Source organism: Chryseobacterium sp. 2P (genome assembly GCF_059579425.1).
Genome location: NZ_CM184194.1, coordinates 2,940,482 through 2,961,375, shown reverse-complemented (window position 1 = coordinate 2,961,375; position 20,894 = coordinate 2,940,482). Strand labels below are relative to the sequence as shown.

At 36.3% G+C, this 20,894-nt stretch carries 18 protein-coding genes; 14 read left to right on the top strand and 4 right to left on the bottom strand.

The window, feature by feature from the left end:
- The first annotated feature begins 122 nt into the window (after window positions 1-122).
- The 5 genes from gyrB (at window position 123) to AC52CF_RS13465 (ending at window position 7,817) form a co-directional block, all read left to right on the top strand.
- Complete coding sequence (gene gyrB / locus AC52CF_RS13485) at window positions 123-2,057, top strand: DNA topoisomerase (ATP-hydrolyzing) subunit B (RefSeq protein WP_235131197.1); 1,935 nt, start codon at window positions 123-125, stop codon at window positions 2,055-2,057.
- Between the two features lie 136 nt (window positions 2,058-2,193).
- Window positions 2,194-4,086, top strand: coding sequence for a DUF3858 domain-containing protein (locus AC52CF_RS13480; protein ID WP_214589228.1), 1,893 nt, complete (start codon window positions 2,194-2,196; stop codon window positions 4,084-4,086).
- A 1-nt stretch (window position 4,087) separates the two neighbouring features.
- On the top strand, window positions 4,088-6,022 hold the full coding sequence (locus AC52CF_RS13475; protein ID WP_496517264.1) for a transglutaminase-like domain-containing protein: 1,935 nt from the start codon (window positions 4,088-4,090) through the stop codon (window positions 6,020-6,022).
- 78 nt (window positions 6,023-6,100) lie between these two features.
- Window positions 6,101-6,922: an RsiV family protein gene (locus tag AC52CF_RS13470; RefSeq protein ID WP_496517263.1), complete on the top strand. Its 822-nt coding sequence runs from the start codon at window positions 6,101-6,103 to the stop codon at window positions 6,920-6,922.
- A 43-nt stretch (window positions 6,923-6,965) separates the two neighbouring features.
- Window positions 6,966-7,817 carry a diacylglycerol/lipid kinase family protein gene (locus AC52CF_RS13465; protein WP_496517262.1) on the top strand — a complete coding sequence of 284 codons (852 nt, stop codon included), beginning with the start codon at window positions 6,966-6,968 and terminating at the stop codon, window positions 7,815-7,817.
- A 215-nt stretch (window positions 7,818-8,032) separates the two neighbouring features.
- Here the strand turns inward: AC52CF_RS13465 and AC52CF_RS13460 are convergent, their stop codons facing one another.
- Together AC52CF_RS13460 and ggt are read right to left on the bottom strand one after the other, a co-directional pair.
- Window positions 8,033-9,313, bottom strand: a complete 1,281-nt coding sequence (locus tag AC52CF_RS13460; protein ID WP_496517261.1) for a dicarboxylate/amino acid:cation symporter — start codon at window positions 9,311-9,313, stop codon at window positions 8,033-8,035.
- A 270-nt stretch (window positions 9,314-9,583) separates the two neighbouring features.
- Entirely contained in the window at window positions 9,584-11,269 is a 1,686-nt protein-coding gene (gene ggt / locus AC52CF_RS13455; RefSeq protein WP_496517260.1) for a gamma-glutamyltransferase, read from the bottom strand.
- A 90-nt stretch (window positions 11,270-11,359) separates the two neighbouring features.
- Here ggt and AC52CF_RS13450 point away from each other — a divergent pair, with 90 nt between their 5' ends.
- From AC52CF_RS13450 to AC52CF_RS13440, 3 genes are all read left to right on the top strand, one after another.
- Window positions 11,360-12,325: an NAD-dependent epimerase/dehydratase family protein gene (locus AC52CF_RS13450; protein WP_290265813.1), complete on the top strand. Its 966-nt coding sequence runs from the start codon at window positions 11,360-11,362 to the stop codon at window positions 12,323-12,325.
- 85 nt (window positions 12,326-12,410) lie between these two features.
- Window positions 12,411-13,163 carry a polysaccharide deacetylase family protein gene (locus tag AC52CF_RS13445; protein ID WP_214589234.1) on the top strand — a complete coding sequence of 251 codons (753 nt, stop codon included), beginning with the start codon at window positions 12,411-12,413 and terminating at the stop codon, window positions 13,161-13,163.
- 2 nt (window positions 13,164-13,165) lie between these two features.
- Complete coding sequence (locus AC52CF_RS13440; RefSeq protein ID WP_375182235.1) at window positions 13,166-13,789, top strand: hypothetical protein; 624 nt, start codon at window positions 13,166-13,168, stop codon at window positions 13,787-13,789.
- 25 nt (window positions 13,790-13,814) lie between these two features.
- Here the strand turns inward: AC52CF_RS13440 and AC52CF_RS13435 are convergent, their stop codons facing one another.
- Together AC52CF_RS13435 and AC52CF_RS13430 are read right to left on the bottom strand one after the other, a co-directional pair.
- On the bottom strand, window positions 13,815-15,020 hold the full coding sequence (locus AC52CF_RS13435; RefSeq protein ID WP_214589236.1) for a metallophosphoesterase: 1,206 nt from the start codon (window positions 15,018-15,020) through the stop codon (window positions 13,815-13,817).
- Between the two features lie 69 nt (window positions 15,021-15,089).
- Window positions 15,090-16,157, bottom strand: coding sequence for a 3-oxoacyl-ACP synthase III family protein (locus AC52CF_RS13430; protein WP_214589237.1), 1,068 nt, complete (start codon window positions 16,155-16,157; stop codon window positions 15,090-15,092).
- A gap of 103 nt (window positions 16,158-16,260) precedes the next feature.
- On the opposite strand from AC52CF_RS13430, the gene AC52CF_RS13425 reads away from it, so the two are divergent.
- The 6 genes from AC52CF_RS13425 (at window position 16,261) to rny (ending at window position 20,880) form a co-directional block, all read left to right on the top strand.
- Window positions 16,261-16,830, top strand: coding sequence for a hypothetical protein (locus AC52CF_RS13425; protein WP_214589238.1), 570 nt, complete (start codon window positions 16,261-16,263; stop codon window positions 16,828-16,830).
- Window positions 16,831-16,833: 3 nt separating this feature from the next.
- On the top strand, window positions 16,834-17,565 hold the full coding sequence (gene ubiE, locus AC52CF_RS13420) for a bifunctional demethylmenaquinone methyltransferase/2-methoxy-6-polyprenyl-1,4-benzoquinol methylase UbiE (protein ID WP_076393308.1): 732 nt from the start codon (window positions 16,834-16,836) through the stop codon (window positions 17,563-17,565).
- A gap of 3 nt (window positions 17,566-17,568) precedes the next feature.
- Window positions 17,569-18,351, top strand: coding sequence for a type IX secretion/gliding motility protein PorT/SprT (porT, locus tag AC52CF_RS13415; RefSeq protein WP_214589239.1), 783 nt, complete (start codon window positions 17,569-17,571; stop codon window positions 18,349-18,351).
- Between the two features lie 138 nt (window positions 18,352-18,489).
- The gene (locus AC52CF_RS13410; protein ID WP_214589240.1) at window positions 18,490-18,792 is read left to right on the top strand and encodes a V-type ATPase subunit a family protein; all 303 of its coding nucleotides are present in this window, start codon (window positions 18,490-18,492) and stop codon (window positions 18,790-18,792) included.
- Entirely contained in the window at window positions 18,792-19,082 is a 291-nt protein-coding gene (locus AC52CF_RS13405) for a cell division protein ZapA (protein WP_214589241.1), read from the top strand. Before AC52CF_RS13410 ends, AC52CF_RS13405 begins: the two co-directional genes overlap by 1 nt.
- 229 nt (window positions 19,083-19,311) lie before the next feature.
- Window positions 19,312-20,880 carry a ribonuclease Y gene (gene rny, locus AC52CF_RS13400; RefSeq protein ID WP_214589242.1) on the top strand — a complete coding sequence of 523 codons (1,569 nt, stop codon included), beginning with the start codon at window positions 19,312-19,314 and terminating at the stop codon, window positions 20,878-20,880.
- The last annotated feature ends 14 nt before the right edge of the window (window positions 20,881-20,894 follow it).

The following is a 20,894-nucleotide window of genomic DNA, read 5'->3' as shown; positions in this document are numbered from 1 at the left end:
AAAAGAATATTGGGTTTCTGTGGAAAAATCAACACTTTTTTGACATATTTTAACTTTCATACCTCGAAAAAAATCACGATATTTGTGAGTCTTTGCATTTAGCAGGATTTTTTAATATTTATATGAGTCAGAAACAATATACAGCTAGTAGTATTCAGGCATTGGAAGGAATGGAACACGTGCGTATGCGTCCTTCAATGTACATTGGTGATGTGGGAGTAAGAGGTCTCCATCATTTGGTTTATGAAGTAGTAGATAACTCTATCGACGAAGCTTTAGCAGGGTACTGCGACACGATCTTTGTCAGCATTAAAGAAGGAAACGGAATCGAGGTTAGCGATAACGGTAGAGGTATTCCTGTGGATTTCCACGAAAAAGAACAGAAATCTGCTCTTGAGGTGGTAATGACAAAAATTGGTGCAGGTGGTAAGTTTGATAAAGATTCTTATAAAGTTTCCGGAGGTCTTCACGGAGTTGGGGTTTCGTGTGTGAACGCACTTTCCAACGAGATGGTAACCACAGTTTACAGAGACGGAAACGTTTATCAGCAGATATATTCAAGAGGTAAAGCTCAGACGGGCGTTGAGGAAATCGGACACAGCGATCAGAGAGGAACCAAACAGTTCTTCCAGCCGGATGATACGATTTTTACAGAGTTAGTGTATAATTATGATACTTTAGCAAGCCGTTTAAGAGAGCTTTCTTATTTAAATAAAGGAATTACCATTACCCTTACTGACGAAAGAGAAAAACTGGAAGACGGTTCTTTCAGATCGGAAGTTTTCCATTCTGAAGGGGGGTTAAAGGAATTCGTTGCTTTTATCGACGGAAATCGTGAATCGATCATGGAAAACGTAATTTTCATGGAAGGGGAAAGAGACGATATTCCTGTGGAAGTAGCGATGCGTTACAACACTTCATTTAACGAGAATCTTCACTCTTACGTTAATAATATCAACACTCACGAAGGAGGAACTCACTTAGCAGGTTTCAGACGTGCTTTAACGAGAACCTTAAAGAAATATGCGGATGATTTAGGAATTCCTCAGAAAGAAAAAGTAGAAATTACAGGAGACGATTTCCGTGAAGGACTTACGGCTGTAGTTTCTGTAAAAGTAATGGAACCTCAGTTTGAAGGACAGACCAAAACAAAATTAGGAAACTCTGAAGTTTCGGGAGCTGTTGATAAAATTGTTGGGGAAATGCTGACTAACTTTTTAGAAGAAAATCCTAACGAAGCAAAAATTATCGTTCAGAAGGTTGTGTTGGCTGCAAAAGCAAGACAGGCTGCGAAAAAGGCCCGTGAAATGGTTCAGAGAAAATCTCCGATGGGAGGTTCCGGGCTTCCGGGAAAACTATCCGACTGTTCTTCAAAAGATCCGGCAGAATCAGAAATTTTCTTGGTTGAGGGAGATTCTGCAGGTGGAACTGCAAAACAGGGACGTGACCGATTCTTTCAGGCAATTCTTCCGTTAAGAGGTAAAATTCTGAATGTTGAGAAATCAATGCTTCATAAAGTATATGATAATGAAGAGATTAAAAATATTTATACCGCTTTAGGAGTTTCCGTAGGTACGGAAGAAGACAGCAAAGCGTTGAATATGGCAAAATTAAGATATCACAAGATCGTCATTATGACCGATGCTGATATTGATGGTTCCCACATTTCCACTTTGATCTTAACTTTCTTCTTCAGATACATGAAAGAGCTGATTGAGAACGGATATATTTATATTGCTCAGCCGCCTTTGTATTTATTGAAAAAAGGAAACAAAAAAGTATATGCTTATAACGAAAAAGAGCGTGAAGAATTTACTTTAGAAATGTCTCCGGATGGAAAAGGGGTTGAGGTTCAGCGTTATAAAGGTCTTGGAGAGATGAATCCTGAACAGCTTTGGGAAACCACTCTGAATCCTGAACACAGAATCCTGAAACAGGTAACCATCGACAATGCGGTGGAAGCAGACAGTGTATTTTCTATGTTGATGGGAGACGAGGTTCCGCCAAGAAGAGAATTTATTGAAAAGAATGCCAAATATGCAAAAATTGATGCATAATTGAATTCAAAAAATACGATTATAAAAGACTTCAGCAATGGAGTCTTTTTTCTTTTTCAATATTAACCATTCAATACAATAAAAAATAATTTTGTCAGTTATAAGATTTCATTATTTTTGCTAAATTTTAATAACCATGATGAAAATACTTTGTATTGGAGCGCTTTCGATGGCTTCTTTTTACTACTCACAAAACTTTCCGGTTTCTGCTATTCCTGAGAATCTGAAGAAAAACGCAGATGCGGTGATCAGGAAAGATCTTACAACCATTCAGATCAATAAAATTGATGATATAAGATATCAGTATTATACGGTTACTACAGTTTTGAACAAAGATGGAGACTCCGATGCGCAGATTTATATCCCTTATGAAAAAGGCAACAGTATTTCAGACATCAAGGTAAATATTTACGATGAATCAGGAAAGAAAATAAAGTCATTTTCCAAGTCGGATTTTGGAGATTTTGCCAATAACAATCAGGGAACTTTCTATTCGGATAACCGAGTGATGGCTATGTCATATACTCCGACTCAATATCCTTACACCGTTGAATTCTCTTATCAGATTGGTGATGAAAATACAGTTTTCCTGCCGGATTTTATTCCTTTCAGATCAACCAATATCTCACTGGAAGAAGCTCAGATGAAGATCATCAATAAATCCGGTATTGAACTTAAAACAAAAACGTATCCTTCGGCTTATAACTATGCTTCAGTTATAGAAAGCGATAATGCGGGAGAAAAAATATACTCTTATAAAAATGTTCCGGCTATTGATGATGTTTTTTTGCTTCCCCAGCCGATAAAAATTTTACCAAAAGTAAGTTTTGCCTTAACTAAATTTAATCTTGAAGGAAAGCAGGGGAGTATAAACAACTGGGGTGAGTTCGGATCTTGGTATTACAACAGCATTTTACAACCGGTTTCTTTATCAACACCTGCAATCAAAGCGGAAGTTGCAGCATTAAATTTACAGGGAACAACCGAAGAAAAAGTAAGAAAACTGTATCAGTATATGCAGAGTAAGACAAGGTATATTTTCGTAGCGTTGGGAATCGGCGGTTGGCAGCCGATGCTTCCGGATGAGGTTCAGAAAAAAGGATATGGTGACTGCAAGGGATTAACAAATTATATGAAAACTTTACTGGATGAAGCAGGAATTCCGTCTTATTATTCGGTGATCAATTCCGGTTCTTCTCCGGTTTCGTTTGATAAAGATTTTCCTAAAATGGGAGGAAACCATGTTATTCTGATGGTTCCTGCTGAAAAAGGAAATATCTGGCTGGAAAATACATCTCAGCAAATAGCTTTTAATCATTTAAGTTACGGAACCACAGAAAGAAATGTACTTTCCATCAGAAAAAACGGAATTGAATTAATCGATACTCCGGTTTATACAGCAGACCAGAGCAAAGAAAAACAGCTTTTAAAAATAAAGCTTAATGAAGACAATAGTATTTCCGGGGAAGGTAATTTTGCGTATACAGGAATTCAGTATGATAACAATCTCGTACTTGCAACGATGTCACCAAAAGAAAGAAATGAAGCCATAAAAAATCTTCTGGATGTTCTTCATTTTGAAAAGATTGAAATGAAAAATTTCCTGAACGATAAAGACAATGCTGTTGCAAAGTTTGATCTTGATTTTAAAGCGAATAATTATTCTAAAAACGCAGGAAGCAGCATCATTTTCAGAGCGGTGCCCATCTATTCAAACAATGTCTACAAAACAGACGAAAACAGGGAATTGCCTTTTGAATTAAGACAATCTTTTCAGGATGAATATGAAATAAGCTTTGCCCTTCCTAAGAATTATAAAATCGAGGAACTTCCTGAGAATGTGACCTTAAACTCAGAATTCGGAACCTACAAATTAAGCTTTGTAAAAAATGGTGAAGAACTGAAAGTGAATAGAACCATCAGAATTAATAAAGGACTTTATCCTAAAGAAAAATATAACGATTACGTTAATTTCCGAAAAAAAACCATTAACATCGACAACTCAAAAATTTTAATTTCTAAAATTTAACATGAAAAAAATATTTCTAGTGGCTTTCTGCTCAATGAATTTGATATTTATTGAGGCACAAAAGCATGAATTTCTTAATTATCCTAAATTTAATGATGCAGATCTTACAAAACAGAAATCTGCTTTGGACGAAAATGCACCTGCCGAAATTTTATTCAAATCTTTGCATTTCAGTATTGACAATAATACAGGAGATCTGGTGAAAAAAGCATTTTACAGAGTTAAAATTTATGATAAAGACAAGGCGGAAGACTGGTTGAACCTTGAAATTCCGTTATATCAGAGTGGGAGCAATCAGGAAACCATTTCAAAGGTTAAAGCTTTCACATACAACCTGGAAAATGGTACTTCTGTGGCCACAAAAGTAGATAAAAGTTCGAAATTTAAGAGTAAGGAAAGCAAATATGTCTCCATTACAAAATTTGCATTTCCGAATGTAAAAAACGGCTCCATCATAGAATATCAGTATGAGGTTACTTCTCCGTTTCTTTACGTAGTTCCGGAAATTACGATTGAAACAGACACCCCTTCTTTATATACGGAATATGTTTTAGACAGTCCATCAAATATTTCTTACAACTTAAATTACACGGGTTTTTTGACCCCGAAATACAGAGAAGTGGAAGAAAGATTGATGTACGGAATGAATTACAGAACATACCGCTTCGGATTTGAAAACGTAAAAGGATTTAAAACCGAGAAGTTTGTAAACAATGACAGAAATTACAGAACAAAAATAGGCGCAGAGCTTCACTCAACAAATTTTAAGGAACTTAAATTGTATTCTTCATCCTGGGAACAGATCAAAGACAGATTGTATGAGAGTGAAGATTTCGGAGGCGAATTAAAGAAAACAAGACTGGCAAAAGACAATATGCCTGCAAATATTTCAGGAATTTCAGGAGAGATAGAAAAAGCCAATGCTGTTTTTAATTATGTTAAAAATACCTTTACATGGAACAAAGACAGAGGAATTTATACAGAAGACGGCATCAAAAAAATGCTGGAAACAAAAACCGGAAATGCGGCAGAAATCAACCTTTTTCTGGTCATGATGCTTCGTGAAGCCGGAATCAAAGCAGATCCGCTTACGATTTCTACAGTAAGCAACGGTCTTATTAATGTTGCTTCACCCAATGTTTCCAATATGAATTTTGTAATTGCCGCTATTCAGACAAAAGATGGTTTTCATTTGTATGATGCCACTTCCAAGCAGTCTTCAATCGATCAGTTGCCACCAAGAGACTGGAATCAGTTCGGAATTTTGATGAATAAAGATAAAGTTCAGCAGTTATCAATGATCAATGCAAAAACAAGTTTCACTTATCTTACCGCAGAGGCAAAAATTAATGCAGACGGAAGTATTTCCGGAACCTATTCTGATAAAGATACCGGAACCTATGCCATTTTTGCGAAAGAAAACTACGACGACAATGCAGATAAGTACAAAAAACAGTATAAAGATAATTTTTCTATAGATTTCACCAATATCGATTCTAAAGTACTTGAGAACGGGGATTTTGAAAGCACTATGAAATTTTCTTCCGAGAATTTGATAGACAGGATCGGAAAGAAAATGATTATCAATCCGATGTTGTTTTTAAATAAAAACTCAAACGAATTCGATCAGACCGAAGAAAGAAAATACCTTATCGATTTCACTTCGCCATTCACCAGAATTAAAAAAGCAGTTCTGGAAATTCCGGAAGGATATCTGATTGAAGAGATGCCGAAAAACAAAAAAATTGTAACGGACGACAAAGAAATCGAATACAGTTATATTGCTGAACAAAAAGGAAATAAGATTGAGGTAATTTCTACCACCAAAGTTAAGAGTCCCACTTATGAGAAAGAATATTACCCTGCCTTTAAGCAGATTTGGGGAGTGGCTTCCAAACAGGAAAATCAGGTCATCAGTCTCGTAAAGAAACAGTAATTAAAATTTTTTTTTCAAAATAATCTTAAACCATTCATCTTTTGAATGGTTTTTGCATTGCAGAAGGAAATCAGAATTATGAAAAATACGATTGCTGTTTTAGCACTTTCTGCTTTCTTTGTTTTTTCAGCCTGTAAAAAGGCAGAAAACAATAATTTGAATGAAACAGAAGCTGCAGCACCTGAAAAGTTTACAGTAGATTCCGTGAAAATCAGCGATTCGACTAAGTTAAGCGATTCTTTAACCGTTAAATATACTTCCAAAATGTTGCTGTTCCCGACAGTTAAGGATAAAAAATTATTAGACAGCATTTATTTTACAGAAAAAAATATTGGCGATTTTTCCAGAGAAGGATTGCTGAATTACCTTCAGAAAAGCAAAAACGAATATTTTAATAACATCAGAAAAGATTCAAAAGACTGGATTTCAGATATTTCATTCTCTCAGGAATGGTATTCGGATACAGCAATGAAAGTAAAATCCAATATCAACGATTATCTCCAGATAGAATACTTTTGGGCTTCATATGAAGGCGGAGCGCACGATAACTACGGTTATTCGGAAAGAGTTTTTGATCTTCAAAACAATAAAAAATTAGAATTAAAAGACATAACTTCCATGCCAAAAGAAAAACTGGAAGCTCTTTTAATGAAAAATATCAACAAGACCAACAGCGGAACTACCGACGATAAAGGAGAAGTTAATAATTCTGAAATGCTTCTGGTAGATAAAATTCCGGCAACGGAGAACTTCTATTTTGATGATAAAAACCTATATTTCCATTACAGTCCGTACGAAATTACAGCTTTTGCAGCAGGAGATATTATAATCCCTGTTTCCTGGACAGAGCTTAAAGGAACTCTTACTCCCGAATTTATGAAAAGAATAAAAATTAAATAACAATCATGCTTCCAGATCGGGAGCATTTTTTATTTTTGCACTAATGGAAAAAGTCGCTTTCATCATCAATCCTTTTTCGGCAAAAAAAAATTATCAGCCGTTTCTCAACGAACTGAAAGCAAAGGTGAAAGATCCTTTGTATTACATCTCGGAATCTATTCCCGGAACCGATCAGTTTATTCAGGATCATTTTAATGACGTTGATATTTTTGTAGCCATCGGAGGCGACGGAACCATTTCTACCGTAGCCAGAAACCTCATTGATACAGAAAAAATTCTTGCGATTTTTCCGGCAGGTTCAGGAAACGGATTCTCCAACGAAACCCAGTTCAGCAAAAATCTGGACGAACTGCTGGAAAAGATCAAAACCAGAAATTCCAGAAAGATTGATACGTTCACTGTAAATGAAAGGCTTTCCATCAATGTTTCCGGAACCGGATTCGATGGCAAAGTCGTAAAAGAATTTGAAAAAACGACAAGAGGATTTAAAAATTACATCAAAGTTTCCATAAAAACTTTTTTCAGCTATAAGCCGATCAAACTGAAGTTTTTTGACGAAAAATACAAGCAGTACAACGGAAAATACTTAATGATAAACATTGCCAACACCCGGCAGTTTGGGAACAACGCTTATATTGCGCCTCATGCAAGTAAAAGTGACGGTTTGGTGGATATGGTTCTCGTCAAAAAATTTCCTTTTTTCTATTCCATGCTTTTTGCATTTAGAATGTTTACCAAAAAACTGAAACAGGACGATTACATTACTTATTTGCCTGTTTCCGAAATAGAATTTAAGGTGAATACCAAAAACTGGCATCTCGACGGAGAATTCAATAAAATAAAATCTCCGGTTCGTGTAAAAGTTCAGCCTTCGAGTTTAAGGATTTTAATTTAAAACAGTCATTCCGGTAAAAAATAGATTGTTTTCTATTTTAGGAGCTGTTTCGCGCTTTCGCTACTCGCTTTTTCATTTTTTTCGGCGCGGCAGCGAAGCTGCCGCGCCGAAAAAAACGAAAAGAGCTCAGACACGCCGCTCAATCGCGGCTAAAATGACAGTCATAACAAAAACTTAATCGGCTTCAGAGTAGAACTTATCAGTTACAACTCAGGCTAAACTTCCAACTTTTTTTCCACTTCATTCGGATGATCCAGACAATATTGAAGCTGATCTTTATCCAGTTGTTTTTCCCAGTTGGCAACCACTACCGTTGCAACAGAATTTCCGATAACGTTGGTTAAAGCACGGCATTCACTCATAAACTTATCGATTCCTAAAATCAGCGTCATTCCGGCAATCGGAATTTCAGGAACAACCGCTAATGTTGCTGCTAAAGTCACAAATCCCGCTCCCGTAACTCCGGCTGCGCCTTTAGAACTCAGCATGGCAACCAAAAGAAGAATGATCTGTTTTTCAATTGGAAGATGGATGTTCAGAGCCTGGGCAATAAAAAGTGAAGCCAGCGTCATATAAATATTGGTTCCGTCGAGATTGAAAGAATATCCTGTAGGAACCACCAAACCGACAATCGCTCTTGAACATCCTGCTTTTTCAAGCTTTTCCATAATTCCGGGAAGTGCGGATTCTGATGAACTCGTTCCTAAAACCAGCAAAAGTTCTTCTTTCAGATAATACATCAGTTTAAAAATATTAAAACCGTTGTACCAGGCGACAGCGCCTAAAACCAAAACTACAAATAATGCAGAAGTAATGTAGAAAGTTCCCACTAAAAAAATCAGATTCAAAACCGAATGAAGTCCATATTTTCCAATGGTAAAAGCCATCGCTCCGAAGGCTCCGATCGGTGCCAGTTTCATCAGCATATGCACAATTTTGAAGACCGGAGTGGAAAGATCCTGTAAAAAATCCGTTACTTTCTGGCTCTTTTCTTTCGTTAAAACCAAAGCTACTCCCATTAAAATAGCAACAAGAAGCACCTGCAGAATATTATCTCCAACCAGCGGACTGAACAGCGTTTCCGGAATAATATTCATGATGAAACCCGTTAAAGTCGTTTCATGTGCTTTTTGCTGATATTGCGAAACATCGCCCGAAAGGGTAGAAGGATTAATATTCAGACCGTGACCCGGCTGTAATATATTTCCTACCACCAAACCGATAATCAATGCCAATGTTGAAAACGTAAGGAAATAGATCATCGCTTTAACCGCAATTCTGCCTACTTTCTTCAGGTCAGTCATGTGTGCAATTCCCAAGGTAAGAGTAATGAAAATCACTGGAGCAATAATCATTTTCACGAGTTTGATGAATCCGTCACCCAAAGGTTTCATCTTTTCACCAAGTTCCGGATAAAATCTTCCTAAAAGAATTCCTGCAACAATCGCAATAATAACCTGAAAATAAAGCTGGTGGTAAATCTTTTTTGCTTTCACAAGAATATGGATTTTAAAAACCGAAAATTAGTGAAATTTGCTTTAAAATAATGACAAATGTCATGAATAGTTTCGGCTCGGGCGAAGCCCGAGCCGAAACCAAAATTATTTTAAATTTTTATATAATTTTAATGAAGCAAGAAACTCAAAAAAAGGTCTCAAAATCCAGATTATTCCACTCTTGCCATTTTGATGAATGAAAATATTTGATAATCAATTAATTAACATGTTTTTGAGTCAGTTTTTTTAAATTAACTACAAAAACGTCAATTATTCCACTGCAACAGAATCGTCACCACGACCATCCGCAACCGCATGAATATTCCCGTTGTCATCAATCAGTATCATTTCTGTTCTCCCGATCTGGTTCCATTTTTCAGATTTGTATCCTAATTTTTCCAGATCCTTAATCGTGGTTTCAGGAAAATTCTTTTCAAAAGCAACCGTTTCAGGAAGCCATTGATGATGAAATTTCGGAGCATTTACAGAAATATTTGCATTCTGCTTAAAATCGATCACATCAACGATAGCCTGATAAACAGAGGTCGGAATCGTAGTTCCTCCCGGAGTTCCCACTACCATATAAGGTTTTCCGTTTTTCAGAACAATGGTTGGTGTCATCGAGGAAAGCATCCTTTTATTCGGCTGAATGGAATTCGCCTCTCCGCCAACCGCTCCAAACATATTCGGGACACCCGGTTTTATGGAAAAATCGTCCATTTCATTATTTAAGAAAAATCCCGCTCCCGAAACAACAACTTTACTACCGTATAAACCATTTAAAGTCGTGGTAACAGCTGCCGCATTTCCATCCTTATCAATAACGGAAATATGAGTCGTTTCTGTAGATTCTTTCGGCTGTTTGGTTATTTTCCCGACTTCCGCACTTGGAGTTGCTTTGCTGAAACTGAAACTTTTCCATCGGTTTTTCAGATATTCGTCAGAAATCAGATAAGATGTTTTATCCTGAATAAAATCCGGATCGCCCATATATTCCGCTCTGTCTGCATATGCTCTTCTTTCGGCTTCCACCATCACCTGAACAGCCTGTGTAGAATTTTGCTGATATTTCTCAAGATTTTCATAACCTGCCATTTTCAGCATTTGCGCAAGAAGAAGTCCGCCGCTAGAAGGCAAAGGCATAGAAACCACCTGATTTCCTTTGTAATCAAATTCAAGCGCTTTTCTTTCGGCAACTTTATAATTTTTAAGATCTTCAGAAGTAATAATTCCGTTTCCTCTTTTCATTTCAGAAACCAGAAGTTCCGCTGTTTTTCCTTCGTAAAAACCCTTTAAACCTTGTTTCTGAATCAACTTTAACGTTTCAGCCAGATCTTTTTGAACTAGAAGGTCTCCGGCTTTCCACGGAATGTCTTTTACAAATACAATTGAAGACTGATTGTGCTTCTGGAAATGCTGCTTATTGTTATTCAGTAAATTAGCTTCCTGTTCAGTAATCGCAAATCCTTTTTCAGCAAGATCAATGGCAGGCTGAATCAATTTGTCCATCGGAAGTTTACAGTATTTCAAAGTAGCAAAAAAACCTGCCACACTTCCCGGAATTCCGACAGCTAATCTTCCATTTTGGGAAAGATCCGTGTTAGCTTTTCCGTTTTTGTCGACGTACATATCGCGGCTTGCTTTTTTAGGCGCAGTCTCACGATAATCGAGCGTAAATTTTTCACCATTATTTTTTACACCAACCAAAAATCCGCCTCCGCCGATATTTCCTGCCTGCGGATATACAACGGCAAGTGCATATTGTGTGGCAACAATAGCATCATAGGCATTTCCTCCCGATTTAAGAATTTTTGCTCCGGCTTCACTTGCCAGTGGATGTGCAGAAACAACCACACCTTTGTTTTTAACTTTTACCTCCTTCACAATAGTAATATCTGTGTATTGTGCTGAAATTGTGGAAGAAATTAAAATAAGTGAAAGGATAATCTTTTTCATTTGCAAAATTTATATTCGAATTTACGATTTTGTTTTAAGATAGGGTGTAAAATATTTACTTTTGCTTCGATCAACAAATAAAAGTTAAAAATGAAACCCCACACGGAAAGAATACTTATTACAGGTGCTTTAGGGCAAATTGGTACCGAGCTTACAAACAGACTTGTTGAAATTCACGGAGCTGAAAATGTTGTGGCTTCGGGACTTGACAGATGGCAAAAGGGAATTACTGCGGCGGGTCATTACGAAAGGATGGACGTTACGAATACACAATTGGTTAGACAGGTGATCAAAGATTACGATATCACCACCGTTTACCATTTGGCTTCATTATTGTCGGGTACATCAGAAAAGCAGCCCATTTTCGCATGGAAGCTAAATCTGGAGCCTTTGCTTCATTTTTGTGAAATGGCAAAAGAAGGACTTATCCAAAAAATTTTCTGGCCGAGTTCTATCGCTGTTTTCGGAAAGGGAATTCCGAAAGAAAATGTAGAGCAGGATGTAGTTCTAAATCCTACAACGGTTTACGGAATTTCTAAAATGGCAGGTGAAAAATGGTGCGAATATTATTTTGACAAATATGGAGTGGATGTAAGAAGCATCCGTTATCCGGGATTGATTTCATGGAAAACGCCTGCAGGTGGAGGAACAACAGACTACGCTGTTGAGATTTTTTATGAAGCCATTGAAGAAGGAAAATACACAAGTTTTATTTCCGAGAATACAGGAATGCCGATGCTGTATATGGATGATGCTATCAATGCAACTCTGAAATTAATGGATGCTCCGAAAGAAAATCTTACCGTGAGATCTTCATATAATTTGGGCGGAATGTCTTTCACTCCAAAAGAACTGGCGGAAGAAATTAAGAAAGAAATTCCGGAATTTGAGATCGACTATAAACCGGATTTCAGACAGGCGATCGCAGATTCCTGGCCGGCTTCAATTGATGACTCCGTAGCGAAAAAAGACTGGGGATTAAGCTACGATTTCGGGATTTCTGAAATGACAAAAGACATGATTAAGAACTTAAAAGTAAAATTGAATAAAAATTAATTTACTTCGAGTTTTAATTTAAATAGAAATTATTTTAACATCTGATTTTTAATTTATTATAAAAATTATCTAAAATTTAGTTTAAATGATATTGTTCACATTTAACATTCTGAATATTGAAGCTGACTGCAAAAAACAGCAGTCTGTTTCCGATGAAGAAAGACTGAAAATTTCAGAAGATAATACAAAAGCAATACTTAGAATTTTAGACATTCATGATGTTAAAGCAAGTTTTTTTGTAGAGATTTCGATCGCTCAAAAACTTCAGAATTTAATAAAAGCAATTTCATTCCAAGGGCATGAAATTGCTTTTTATAATAAAAATTCTACCCTTCCGGAAATTGACAATGCTAAAAAATTTACTCAGGAATTTTTAGAAAAACAGATTCGCGGAATTCGTCAGAAAGACAATAAACTTCCACAGCATGATTTAAAATTGCTGGAATTTAATTACGTTTCCAATATTGATAATGCCAACATTCTTTTTCCTTTTAAACGTCTGAAAAGAGATACGCAAATTAATGAGGAGGACGGACTGAGTATTGTTCCGGAAAGTATTTCTCCTTACAGTCAGCTTCCGTATAACGATTTTGTATTTCAGATGCTTCCGATGGAATATTACCAGAGTATGGTTTTTGAAACCCTGAAAAAGGATGATTTCGTTCTGATCTATCTTAATTCATGGCAGTTTACAGATTTCCAAAAATATCCGTTTGATATTCCCTTTTACAGAAGGCTGAATTCGGGCAAAAAAATGGAGGACAAATTAGATGCCCTCCTCAGTTGGATCAACGAGAAAGAAATGGCTACTTCCCGTATGAAAGATTATATTTTTTAATTATGAAAAAAACTTTGGAATCCCCCAAAACGATAAGATTTTTAAATGAAGATGAGATTCCCAACAATCCTTCAATCTTAAAAAGATGGGAAGAGAGTAAAACTGCAAATATTGTTCAGGGATATACTTTTAAGCTTAAAGAAAATAATTCTGAGAATGAATCGATAGGATTTGATTTTTTTGCTGAAATAAATATTGATAATTCTAACCTCTGGAATTTAATTGTTGCGCTTTCAAAAACATTACCCGAAGTTGCGGCTGTTCTATTTGGGCATATTGATTTTGACTTAAATTATGGCAATTATGAGGAAAAAGACAGTATTTTGAAATTTATTAATCAATATAAAAAAGAACTTACTCAGGATGCTTTTATAAATTTTGGGCTAATCTATAATGATGATGAGAACTTAGTCGAAATATTTATTGATGAAAGTAAATATATAAAATATTGGGGAGTGGATGAAGAATTGTTCCGGAAGATCATGAATGACTTTAAATTAGAAGAAATCGAAAACCTTGAATTCATAGACGAATATCCTAAGGTTCGTGAAGCTTTAACAAGATTTGATGAGAATGCGATTGATTCAAATCTACTTATCGAAAAACTGAGTGAAAAATATCTTTGAATCAAACGCAATAAGTGTTTGTGATTTAAGCAAGTTCAAAAAGCGTAATTTCCGGTAAAACGCCGACTCTTCCGGGATATCCCAAAACTCCGAAGCCTCTGTTTACATAAAGCATTTTTCCTTCGCTTTCGTATAAATCTGCCCATTTCGGATATTTATACTGAACAGGAGACCATTTTATGTTTTTCAGATCCAAACCAAACTGCATTCCGTGGGTGTGTCCTGAAAGCGTTAAATGAACATTTGCAGGGTGTTTTTTCACCACATAATCAAAATGGGTAGGATCGTGGCTCATTAAGATTTTAACAGCAGATTCCGGAACTCCTTTTAGGGCATCATCTAATCTTCCAAACTGTGGAAAAGGTTTCAATCCCCAGTTTTCAACACCTAAAATGTATATTTTTTCGCCATTTTTTTCAATGATTCTGTGTTCGTTCCGAAGCATATCAAAACCGGCCTGTCTTTCGTAATCAATTAAGGTATCAAGATTTTTCTTTTTGGCTTCCGGAGAGTCCCAGCTTACATAATCTGCGTAATCATGATTTCCAAGAACGGCAAATTTTCCGTCTTTCGCTTTAATTTTTGAAAATAATGGAATGAATGGTTTGAATTCTTCAGCAACATTATTCACCATATCTCCGGTAAAAAGAACCAGATCAGGATTCTGTTCATTGATTAAGTCAATTGCATGCTGAAGCTTTCCCGGATCCGCAAAACTTCCACTGTGAACATCGGAAATCTGTACGATTTTATATCCTTTAAAGCTTTGGGGAAGATTCGCAAAATTCATTCGTACTCTTCTTACTTTATGGCGGTATTTTCCAAAGGTAATTCCGTCGATAAAAAGAGCTGAAAGAACACCTCCTAAACCTAATCCCATAATGCTTAAAAACTTTCGTCTTTCAGGGAAAAAGTTTTCTGACGGGCGGGTAAGTCCGATAAGATAGCTTCCGGTTCTGAAGATATCATCAATTAATAAAAATAAAACGATGAAAACTTTGGGCAGAATAAAAATTAGGAACAGGGAGATCATAATCTGCGCGCGCATCATGCTTCGGTCTGCTCTGCTGAAGTGGGAAACTTCGTAAGCGAAAAAAACGTAAACCGCTAAAGAAATGACGCAGTAGCCTATTTTGATCCAGTTGTTATCTGTTAAAGTTCTGATTGCCTGGTAAATGTAAATTTCCAGAAAAATAAAAACTGCCGCAATGATAAAAAAGTTTCTTTGCATAACTAAGTGTAAAAAAAGCACAAAGAATTAATTTTCCCTGTGCTTTTTTATATTTTAAATTAAATGTTGTTAAGGAAATCTGTAAACAATAGCATTGATGTTCATTCCGGCTCCTACCGAAGTCATTACAATGTTACCTTTTTCTTTAAACGATTGACCTTCCATTTTTCCTTTAATTATTAAATCAAACATAGTAGGAATGGTTGCTACGGAAGAATTTCCGAAATTCTGGATCGTCATTGGAGAGATGGAATGGTCATACTCTTTCACATTATAAAGCTTGTGAAGCCTTTCAATCATCGCATAATCCATTTTTGCATTTGCCTGATGAATTAAGATTTTGTTGATGTCTTCAATAGAAAGACCAGCGTCTTCAATGGTTTCTTTAATCGCAGCCGGAACGTTTTTCAACGCATATTCGTAGATTTTTCTGCCCTGCATTCTTACGAAAATACGGGTCTGGTCAGAATCTTTGTTGATGGATGGTCCGTTGGCAAGATAATCCAGTTCCACACCGTTGTCACAGATTGTATTGTGAGCAATGATTCCTACATTTTCCTGATCTGTAGCCTGAACCACAACAGCACCTGCTCCGTCTGCAAAGATCATTCTATTTCTGTCATGCGGATCTGTTACTCTGCTTAATGTTTCAGCACCGATTACCAAGATGGTTTTAGCCACTTTAGCTTTAATTAGGTTGTCTGCCAAAATCATCGCTTCCACCCATCCCGGACATCCGAAAAGCATATCGTAAGTAACACATTTTCTGTTTTTAATGCCTAACTTGTTTTTCACTCTCGCTGCCATTGTTGGCATAAAATCTGCGTATCCGTTTACAGTAACTTCCCCGAAATTACTTGCGTAAATGATATAATCCAGTTCCTCCTGATCTATTTTTGCATCTGCAATAGCAATTTTTGCAGCTTCGTAACCGATTTTTGAGTTGGAAAGATCATCTTCTATGAATCTTCTGTTTTCTATCTCTGTAATTTCTACAAATTTTGAGATCGTTTCCTCAGCAGGTTTGTCAATCTTTACCCCGTCTTCTGAATAAAACTCTGAATCTAGAAAAAAGTCTCTTCCTATAATTCTGCTGGGAAGATAAGATCCAGAACCAATAATGATCGTATTCGGCATTCGTTTATATGATTTTTTTTAAAGATGCAAAGTTAATAATTAATATTAATAACAGAGAATTAAAAATATTACTAAATTTGCAAAAATTGTACTTTACAATCCTATGAAAAACAATCCTTCTTTAAAAGGCTTACTTATTGCAGTTGTGGCGTTTATCGTAGCCTTTGGGATTTATTTCCTTTTTTTAGCCAAAAAAAATTACTACGTAGTGGATAATCCTACGCCGGATACGTTTTACTATAAAATCAATAATGGTTCCGAAGGTATAATTGCAGGCGGACAGACGGTTCCCGTAGATCTTAATCAGGGAAAAAATTCTATAAAAGTTTTCGACCGGAATAAAAAATTATTATTCGATTCTGCTTTTGAGGTAAAAAAAATCAGAGGTCTTATCAATATCGCTCATCAGGATTATTATATCAATGATCAGTATTACGGATATAATCTTAAAAAAGATTCATTACTTTTGGCATTAGATAAAACCATCATAGACGGAAAACCGTATTTCGGAGGCGCAAGACGTTTCAGTAAGCTGTTTACCGATGATTTTTATTATAACGTAGACGAAGATTACGATAAAATTATCAAAAATATCCAGAAGGTAGAATCAAGATCGAAGATCTTCAGAAAGCAGGATTACCTTAATTATTATAATGAATATTACAAGTTTTAAGTTTTGACAAAAGATATTACCAAAATTACGCCTTACAATACCGACGCTACTAAAAAGAGTCAGGTAGAAGATATGTTCGACAATATTGCACCGAAGTATGATCTTCTGAATCGGGTTTTATCCATGAAAATCGATGTGATGTGGAGAAATACACTGGTGAAATGGATGAAAAAAGATAATCCGCAGGAAGTGCTGGATGTGGCTACAGGAACGGGTGATCTGGCGATTGCTGTGGAAAAAGGAACCGGCTCTAAAGTAATTGGTTTAGATTTATCGCAACAAATGTTAAATGTTGGCGTTATTAAAATAAAAAAACTTAAATTAGACGGCAAAATTTCCATGCAAAAAGGAGATGCGGAGAAGTTACTGTATGAAGATAACAGATTTGATGCGGTTTCCGTTGCATTCGGAGTTAGGAATTTTGAAAACCTTACCAAAGGTTTGGCAGAATTAAGAAGAGTAGTTAAAGATAACAAGAGTGTTTATATACTGGAGTTTTCAAAGGTTGAAGGGTTTATGGGACCATTGTATATGTTTTACTTTAAAAACATTTTACCTGCAATCGGCAGACTGGTTTCCAAAGATAACAGGGCGTATACATACCTTCCGGATTCTGTAAATGCTTTTCCTTACGGGGAAAAGATGAGACAAATTCTTTTAGATACAGGATTTAAAAAAGTTGAATATAAAAAACTAAGTTTAGGTATAGCCACAATTTATAAAGCAACAAAGTAACCTATGAATAAATTTTTATTAAGAGCACTGGTTTTAGCCTCAGTAAATGTTGCAGTTTTAGCAAACGCGCAATTCAGAACCCGAAACAGAATGGATAAGTTGGAAGACTTTGACGAACAGAAATTCAGTTGGGGTTTTTATCTAAGTGGTAACAGACTAGACTACCGTATTGTTCTCAATCCAAGATATGGGATGAACAACAATCAGAATCTTGTTACATCTAAAGAAAGCTACAGTTTCGGTGCAGGTTTAATTGCAAAGTGGAGACTGAATGACTTTTTGGATGTAAGATTGGAGCCAGGGTTACAATTTGGGCAGAGACAGCTTACTTTCAATACGCAGAGCAACGACCAGTATGCTGCGGGTACTTTGACGAACGATCCTTTTATTCCGATGAAATTAACGGATAAAGACAAAATAAGAGATATTAAAACTACCCTTATAGATGTTCCGGTATTGCTGGAATTCCACGGGAACAGATGGTACAATTCCAGACCTTACGTTGCAACCGGGGTAAACTATATCGTAAACCTTCAGTCTAATGCAACTTCTACAGACGACAATATGCAGCAGGTTTTCAGATCTACTACGCATAACTTTGCATGGTCTGCAGAAATGGGAATCCAGTTTTATTTCAATAAATTTAAACTGACTCCTGCCGTAAGAGGAACTTTCATTATGAACAATGAAATTGTGGCAGATAATGCAACAACACCTCCTTACTGGACGTCTGCAATGTCTACTTTACACACAAGAGCAATCTTTTTTGTACTGAAATTTGAATAAAAATTTACTATAAAATAGAGAAAGGAGATATATTTTGTATCTCCTTTTTTGTTTCAGGGCAAAATATAGACCGTTTTATTTTTGTTAGTATTAATATTTTGTTATTTTTGCTAATAGTTAGAATATACAAAACCTGAAATGCTTCAAGATTTAGAAAACAATTTTTCAGAATTAGAAAAAAAGATTTTGCAGTTACAGAAAAATTACAAAAATCTTAGCGAAAGATTCTCGGAATTAAATGTTGAGCATGAAGATCTGAAGAAGAGATACGATGAAGAAAGAAGAAAAAATCAGGTATTAGCAGAAGAACAAAAAAATATAAAACTTTATTCAGCAATATCAGGAAATCCTGAACACAACCGATTGATGAAAAACCACATCAACAGGTTGGTGAAAGAAATAGATTTCTGCATTGCGCAGCTTCAAAACAGTGGATTATAATGGAAGTAAGAAGAATAACCATTAATATAGCCGGAAGAGTATATCCGCTGAATGTACCGGCAGCAGAGGAAGAAACCCTGCGCAAAGTCGGGAAGCAGATAGAGAATATGATTAAAGATTTTGAACAGAATTTCGATGTGAGAGACAAACAGGATGCTTTAGCGATGTGTGCCCTGAAATTAGGAACCAATGCTGAAGTGGTGTCTATGAACTACGATAAAACCATACAATCTACCAACGAAAGATTATTAAAAATTAATCAGTCGTTGAATAATGAAACAGGGAAATAGATTTTTTTTCCCGAAAAAGCTGCCTACAATAATTCTAACACATTAAAGGTAAACTCAACGCTAAACAATTACCGAACAAATGTCCATTGAATGGCGTGCCGGTTCTCCGGATTACAGACAGTGGAAATCAGTTCAAATCGTGTTGATTAGGAGTTTACTCTCAATCTCTGGATTATTGTGGGCTTTTTTTATTTATGAATAGTAAGACAATTAAAACTCAATATAGATTATGACAACAGCCATTATAGTCGGCGTTATTTGTTTGGTAATCGGTGCAGTTGCAGGGATATTTTTCTCTAAAAGCTCGTTGAATACCAAAGCAAAATTTATTATAGATGATGCACAGAAAAATGCCGAAAACCTTATAGAAAAAGCTAATGTACAAGCTGAATCCATAAAGAAAGAAAAGAACCTTCAGGCAAAAGAAAAATTCCTTGAACTGAAATCTCAGCACGATGCAGACATTCAGGCAAGAGAAAAGAAAATGCAGGAGGTAGAAAAAAGAATCAAGGATAAGGAGCATAAGCTGAACGACGAGCTTAGCAAAACCGGAAAACTTGAAAAAGATCTGGATAAGCAAATCGCTGATTACGCTAAAAAAACAGAAATTTTAGAAAGAAAACAGCACGAACTTGATATTGCAACAGCGAAAAAAGTTGAAATTTTAGAAAAAATTGCCAACTACACCGCTGAAGAAGCAAAAGCTGAATTGGTAGAAACCATGAAGGCGGAAGCGAAAACAAGAGCTCAGGCGCACGTTCAGAGCATTATGGAAGAAGCGCAGCTTAATGCAAAAAGTGAAGCAAGAAAAATCGTTATCCAGACCATTCAGAGAATCGGAACAGAACAGGCGATTGAAAATTCAGTATCCGTTTTCAATATCGAATCGGATGAGGTAAAAGGAAGAATCATCGGTAGAGAAGGTAGAAATATCCGTGCTTTGGAAGCGGTAACTGGAGTGGAAATTATTGTAGATGATACTCCGGAAGCAATCCTTCTTTCATGTTTCGATCCGGTAAGAAGAGAAATCGCAAGATTATCCCTTCACAGATTGGTAACAGATGGAAGAATTCACCCTGCAAGAATCGAAGAAGTTGTTGAAAAAACAAGAAAGCAGATTGAGGAGGAAATTATTGAAGTAGGAAAAAGAACGATCATCGATTTAGGAATCCACGGATTACACCCTGAATTAATTAAAATCGTAGGTAGAATGAAATACCGTTCTTCTTACGGACAAAACCTGTTACAGCACTCAAGAGAAGTGGCGAATATCGCGGCAACAATGGCGGCTGAATTAGGCTTAAATGTAAAACTTGCGAAAAGAGCAGGACTGTTACACGATATCGGTAAAGTTCCTGAGCAGGAATCTGAACTTCCTCACGCTTTACTAGGTATGCAATGGGCAGAAAAATACGGTGAAAATGCAGAAGTTGTCAATGCCATCGGAGCGCACCACGACGAAGTGGAAATGACTTCATTATTGTCTCCGATCATTCAGGTTGCCGATGCAATCTCAGGAGCAAGACCAGGAGCAAGAAGACAGGTTCTTGAATCTTACATCCAGAGATTAAAAGATCTTGAATCTGCAGCATTAAGTTTCGACGGAGTTTCTTCAGCTTATGCCATTCAGGCAGGTAGAGAGTTAAGAGTAATGGTAGAAAGCGGAAAAGTAAACGATGAAGTAGCTTCTCAGTTATCTTACGACATCTCAGAAAAGATCCAGAACGAACTTACGTATCCTGGACAGGTAAAAGTAACAGTAATCAGAGAAACGAGAGCTGTAAATATTGCGAGATAAGAATCAGAAAAAGA

Coding starts and splice junctions, on each gene's coding strand:
- rny (WP_214589242.1), top strand. CDS start 19,312: ATGACAACAGCCATTATAGTCGGCGTTATTTGTTTGGTAATCGGTGCA.
- ggt (WP_496517260.1), bottom strand. CDS start 11,269: ATGAAAAAGATTATCCTTTCACTTATTTTAATTTCTTCCACAATTTCA.
- porT (WP_214589239.1), top strand. CDS start 17,569: ATGAATAAATTTTTATTAAGAGCACTGGTTTTAGCCTCAGTAAATGTT.
- AC52CF_RS13435 (WP_214589236.1), bottom strand. CDS start 15,020: ATGCAAAGAAACTTTTTTATCATTGCGGCAGTTTTTATTTTTCTGGAA.
- AC52CF_RS13450 (WP_290265813.1), top strand. CDS start 11,360: ATGAAACCCCACACGGAAAGAATACTTATTACAGGTGCTTTAGGGCAA.
- AC52CF_RS13475 (WP_496517264.1), top strand. CDS start 4,088: ATGAAAAAAATATTTCTAGTGGCTTTCTGCTCAATGAATTTGATATTT.
- AC52CF_RS13465 (WP_496517262.1), top strand. CDS start 6,966: ATGGAAAAAGTCGCTTTCATCATCAATCCTTTTTCGGCAAAAAAAAAT.
- AC52CF_RS13480 (WP_214589228.1), top strand. CDS start 2,194: ATGATGAAAATACTTTGTATTGGAGCGCTTTCGATGGCTTCTTTTTAC.
- gyrB (WP_235131197.1), top strand. CDS start 123: ATGAGTCAGAAACAATATACAGCTAGTAGTATTCAGGCATTGGAAGGA.
- AC52CF_RS13405 (WP_214589241.1), top strand. CDS start 18,792: ATGGAAGTAAGAAGAATAACCATTAATATAGCCGGAAGAGTATATCCG.
- AC52CF_RS13440 (WP_375182235.1), top strand. CDS start 13,166: ATGAAAAAAACTTTGGAATCCCCCAAAACGATAAGATTTTTAAATGAA.
- AC52CF_RS13425 (WP_214589238.1), top strand. CDS start 16,261: ATGAAAAACAATCCTTCTTTAAAAGGCTTACTTATTGCAGTTGTGGCG.
- AC52CF_RS13470 (WP_496517263.1), top strand. CDS start 6,101: ATGAAAAATACGATTGCTGTTTTAGCACTTTCTGCTTTCTTTGTTTTT.
- AC52CF_RS13445 (WP_214589234.1), top strand. CDS start 12,411: ATGATATTGTTCACATTTAACATTCTGAATATTGAAGCTGACTGCAAA.
- AC52CF_RS13430 (WP_214589237.1), bottom strand. CDS start 16,157: ATGCCGAATACGATCATTATTGGTTCTGGATCTTATCTTCCCAGCAGA.
- AC52CF_RS13410 (WP_214589240.1), top strand. CDS start 18,490: ATGCTTCAAGATTTAGAAAACAATTTTTCAGAATTAGAAAAAAAGATT.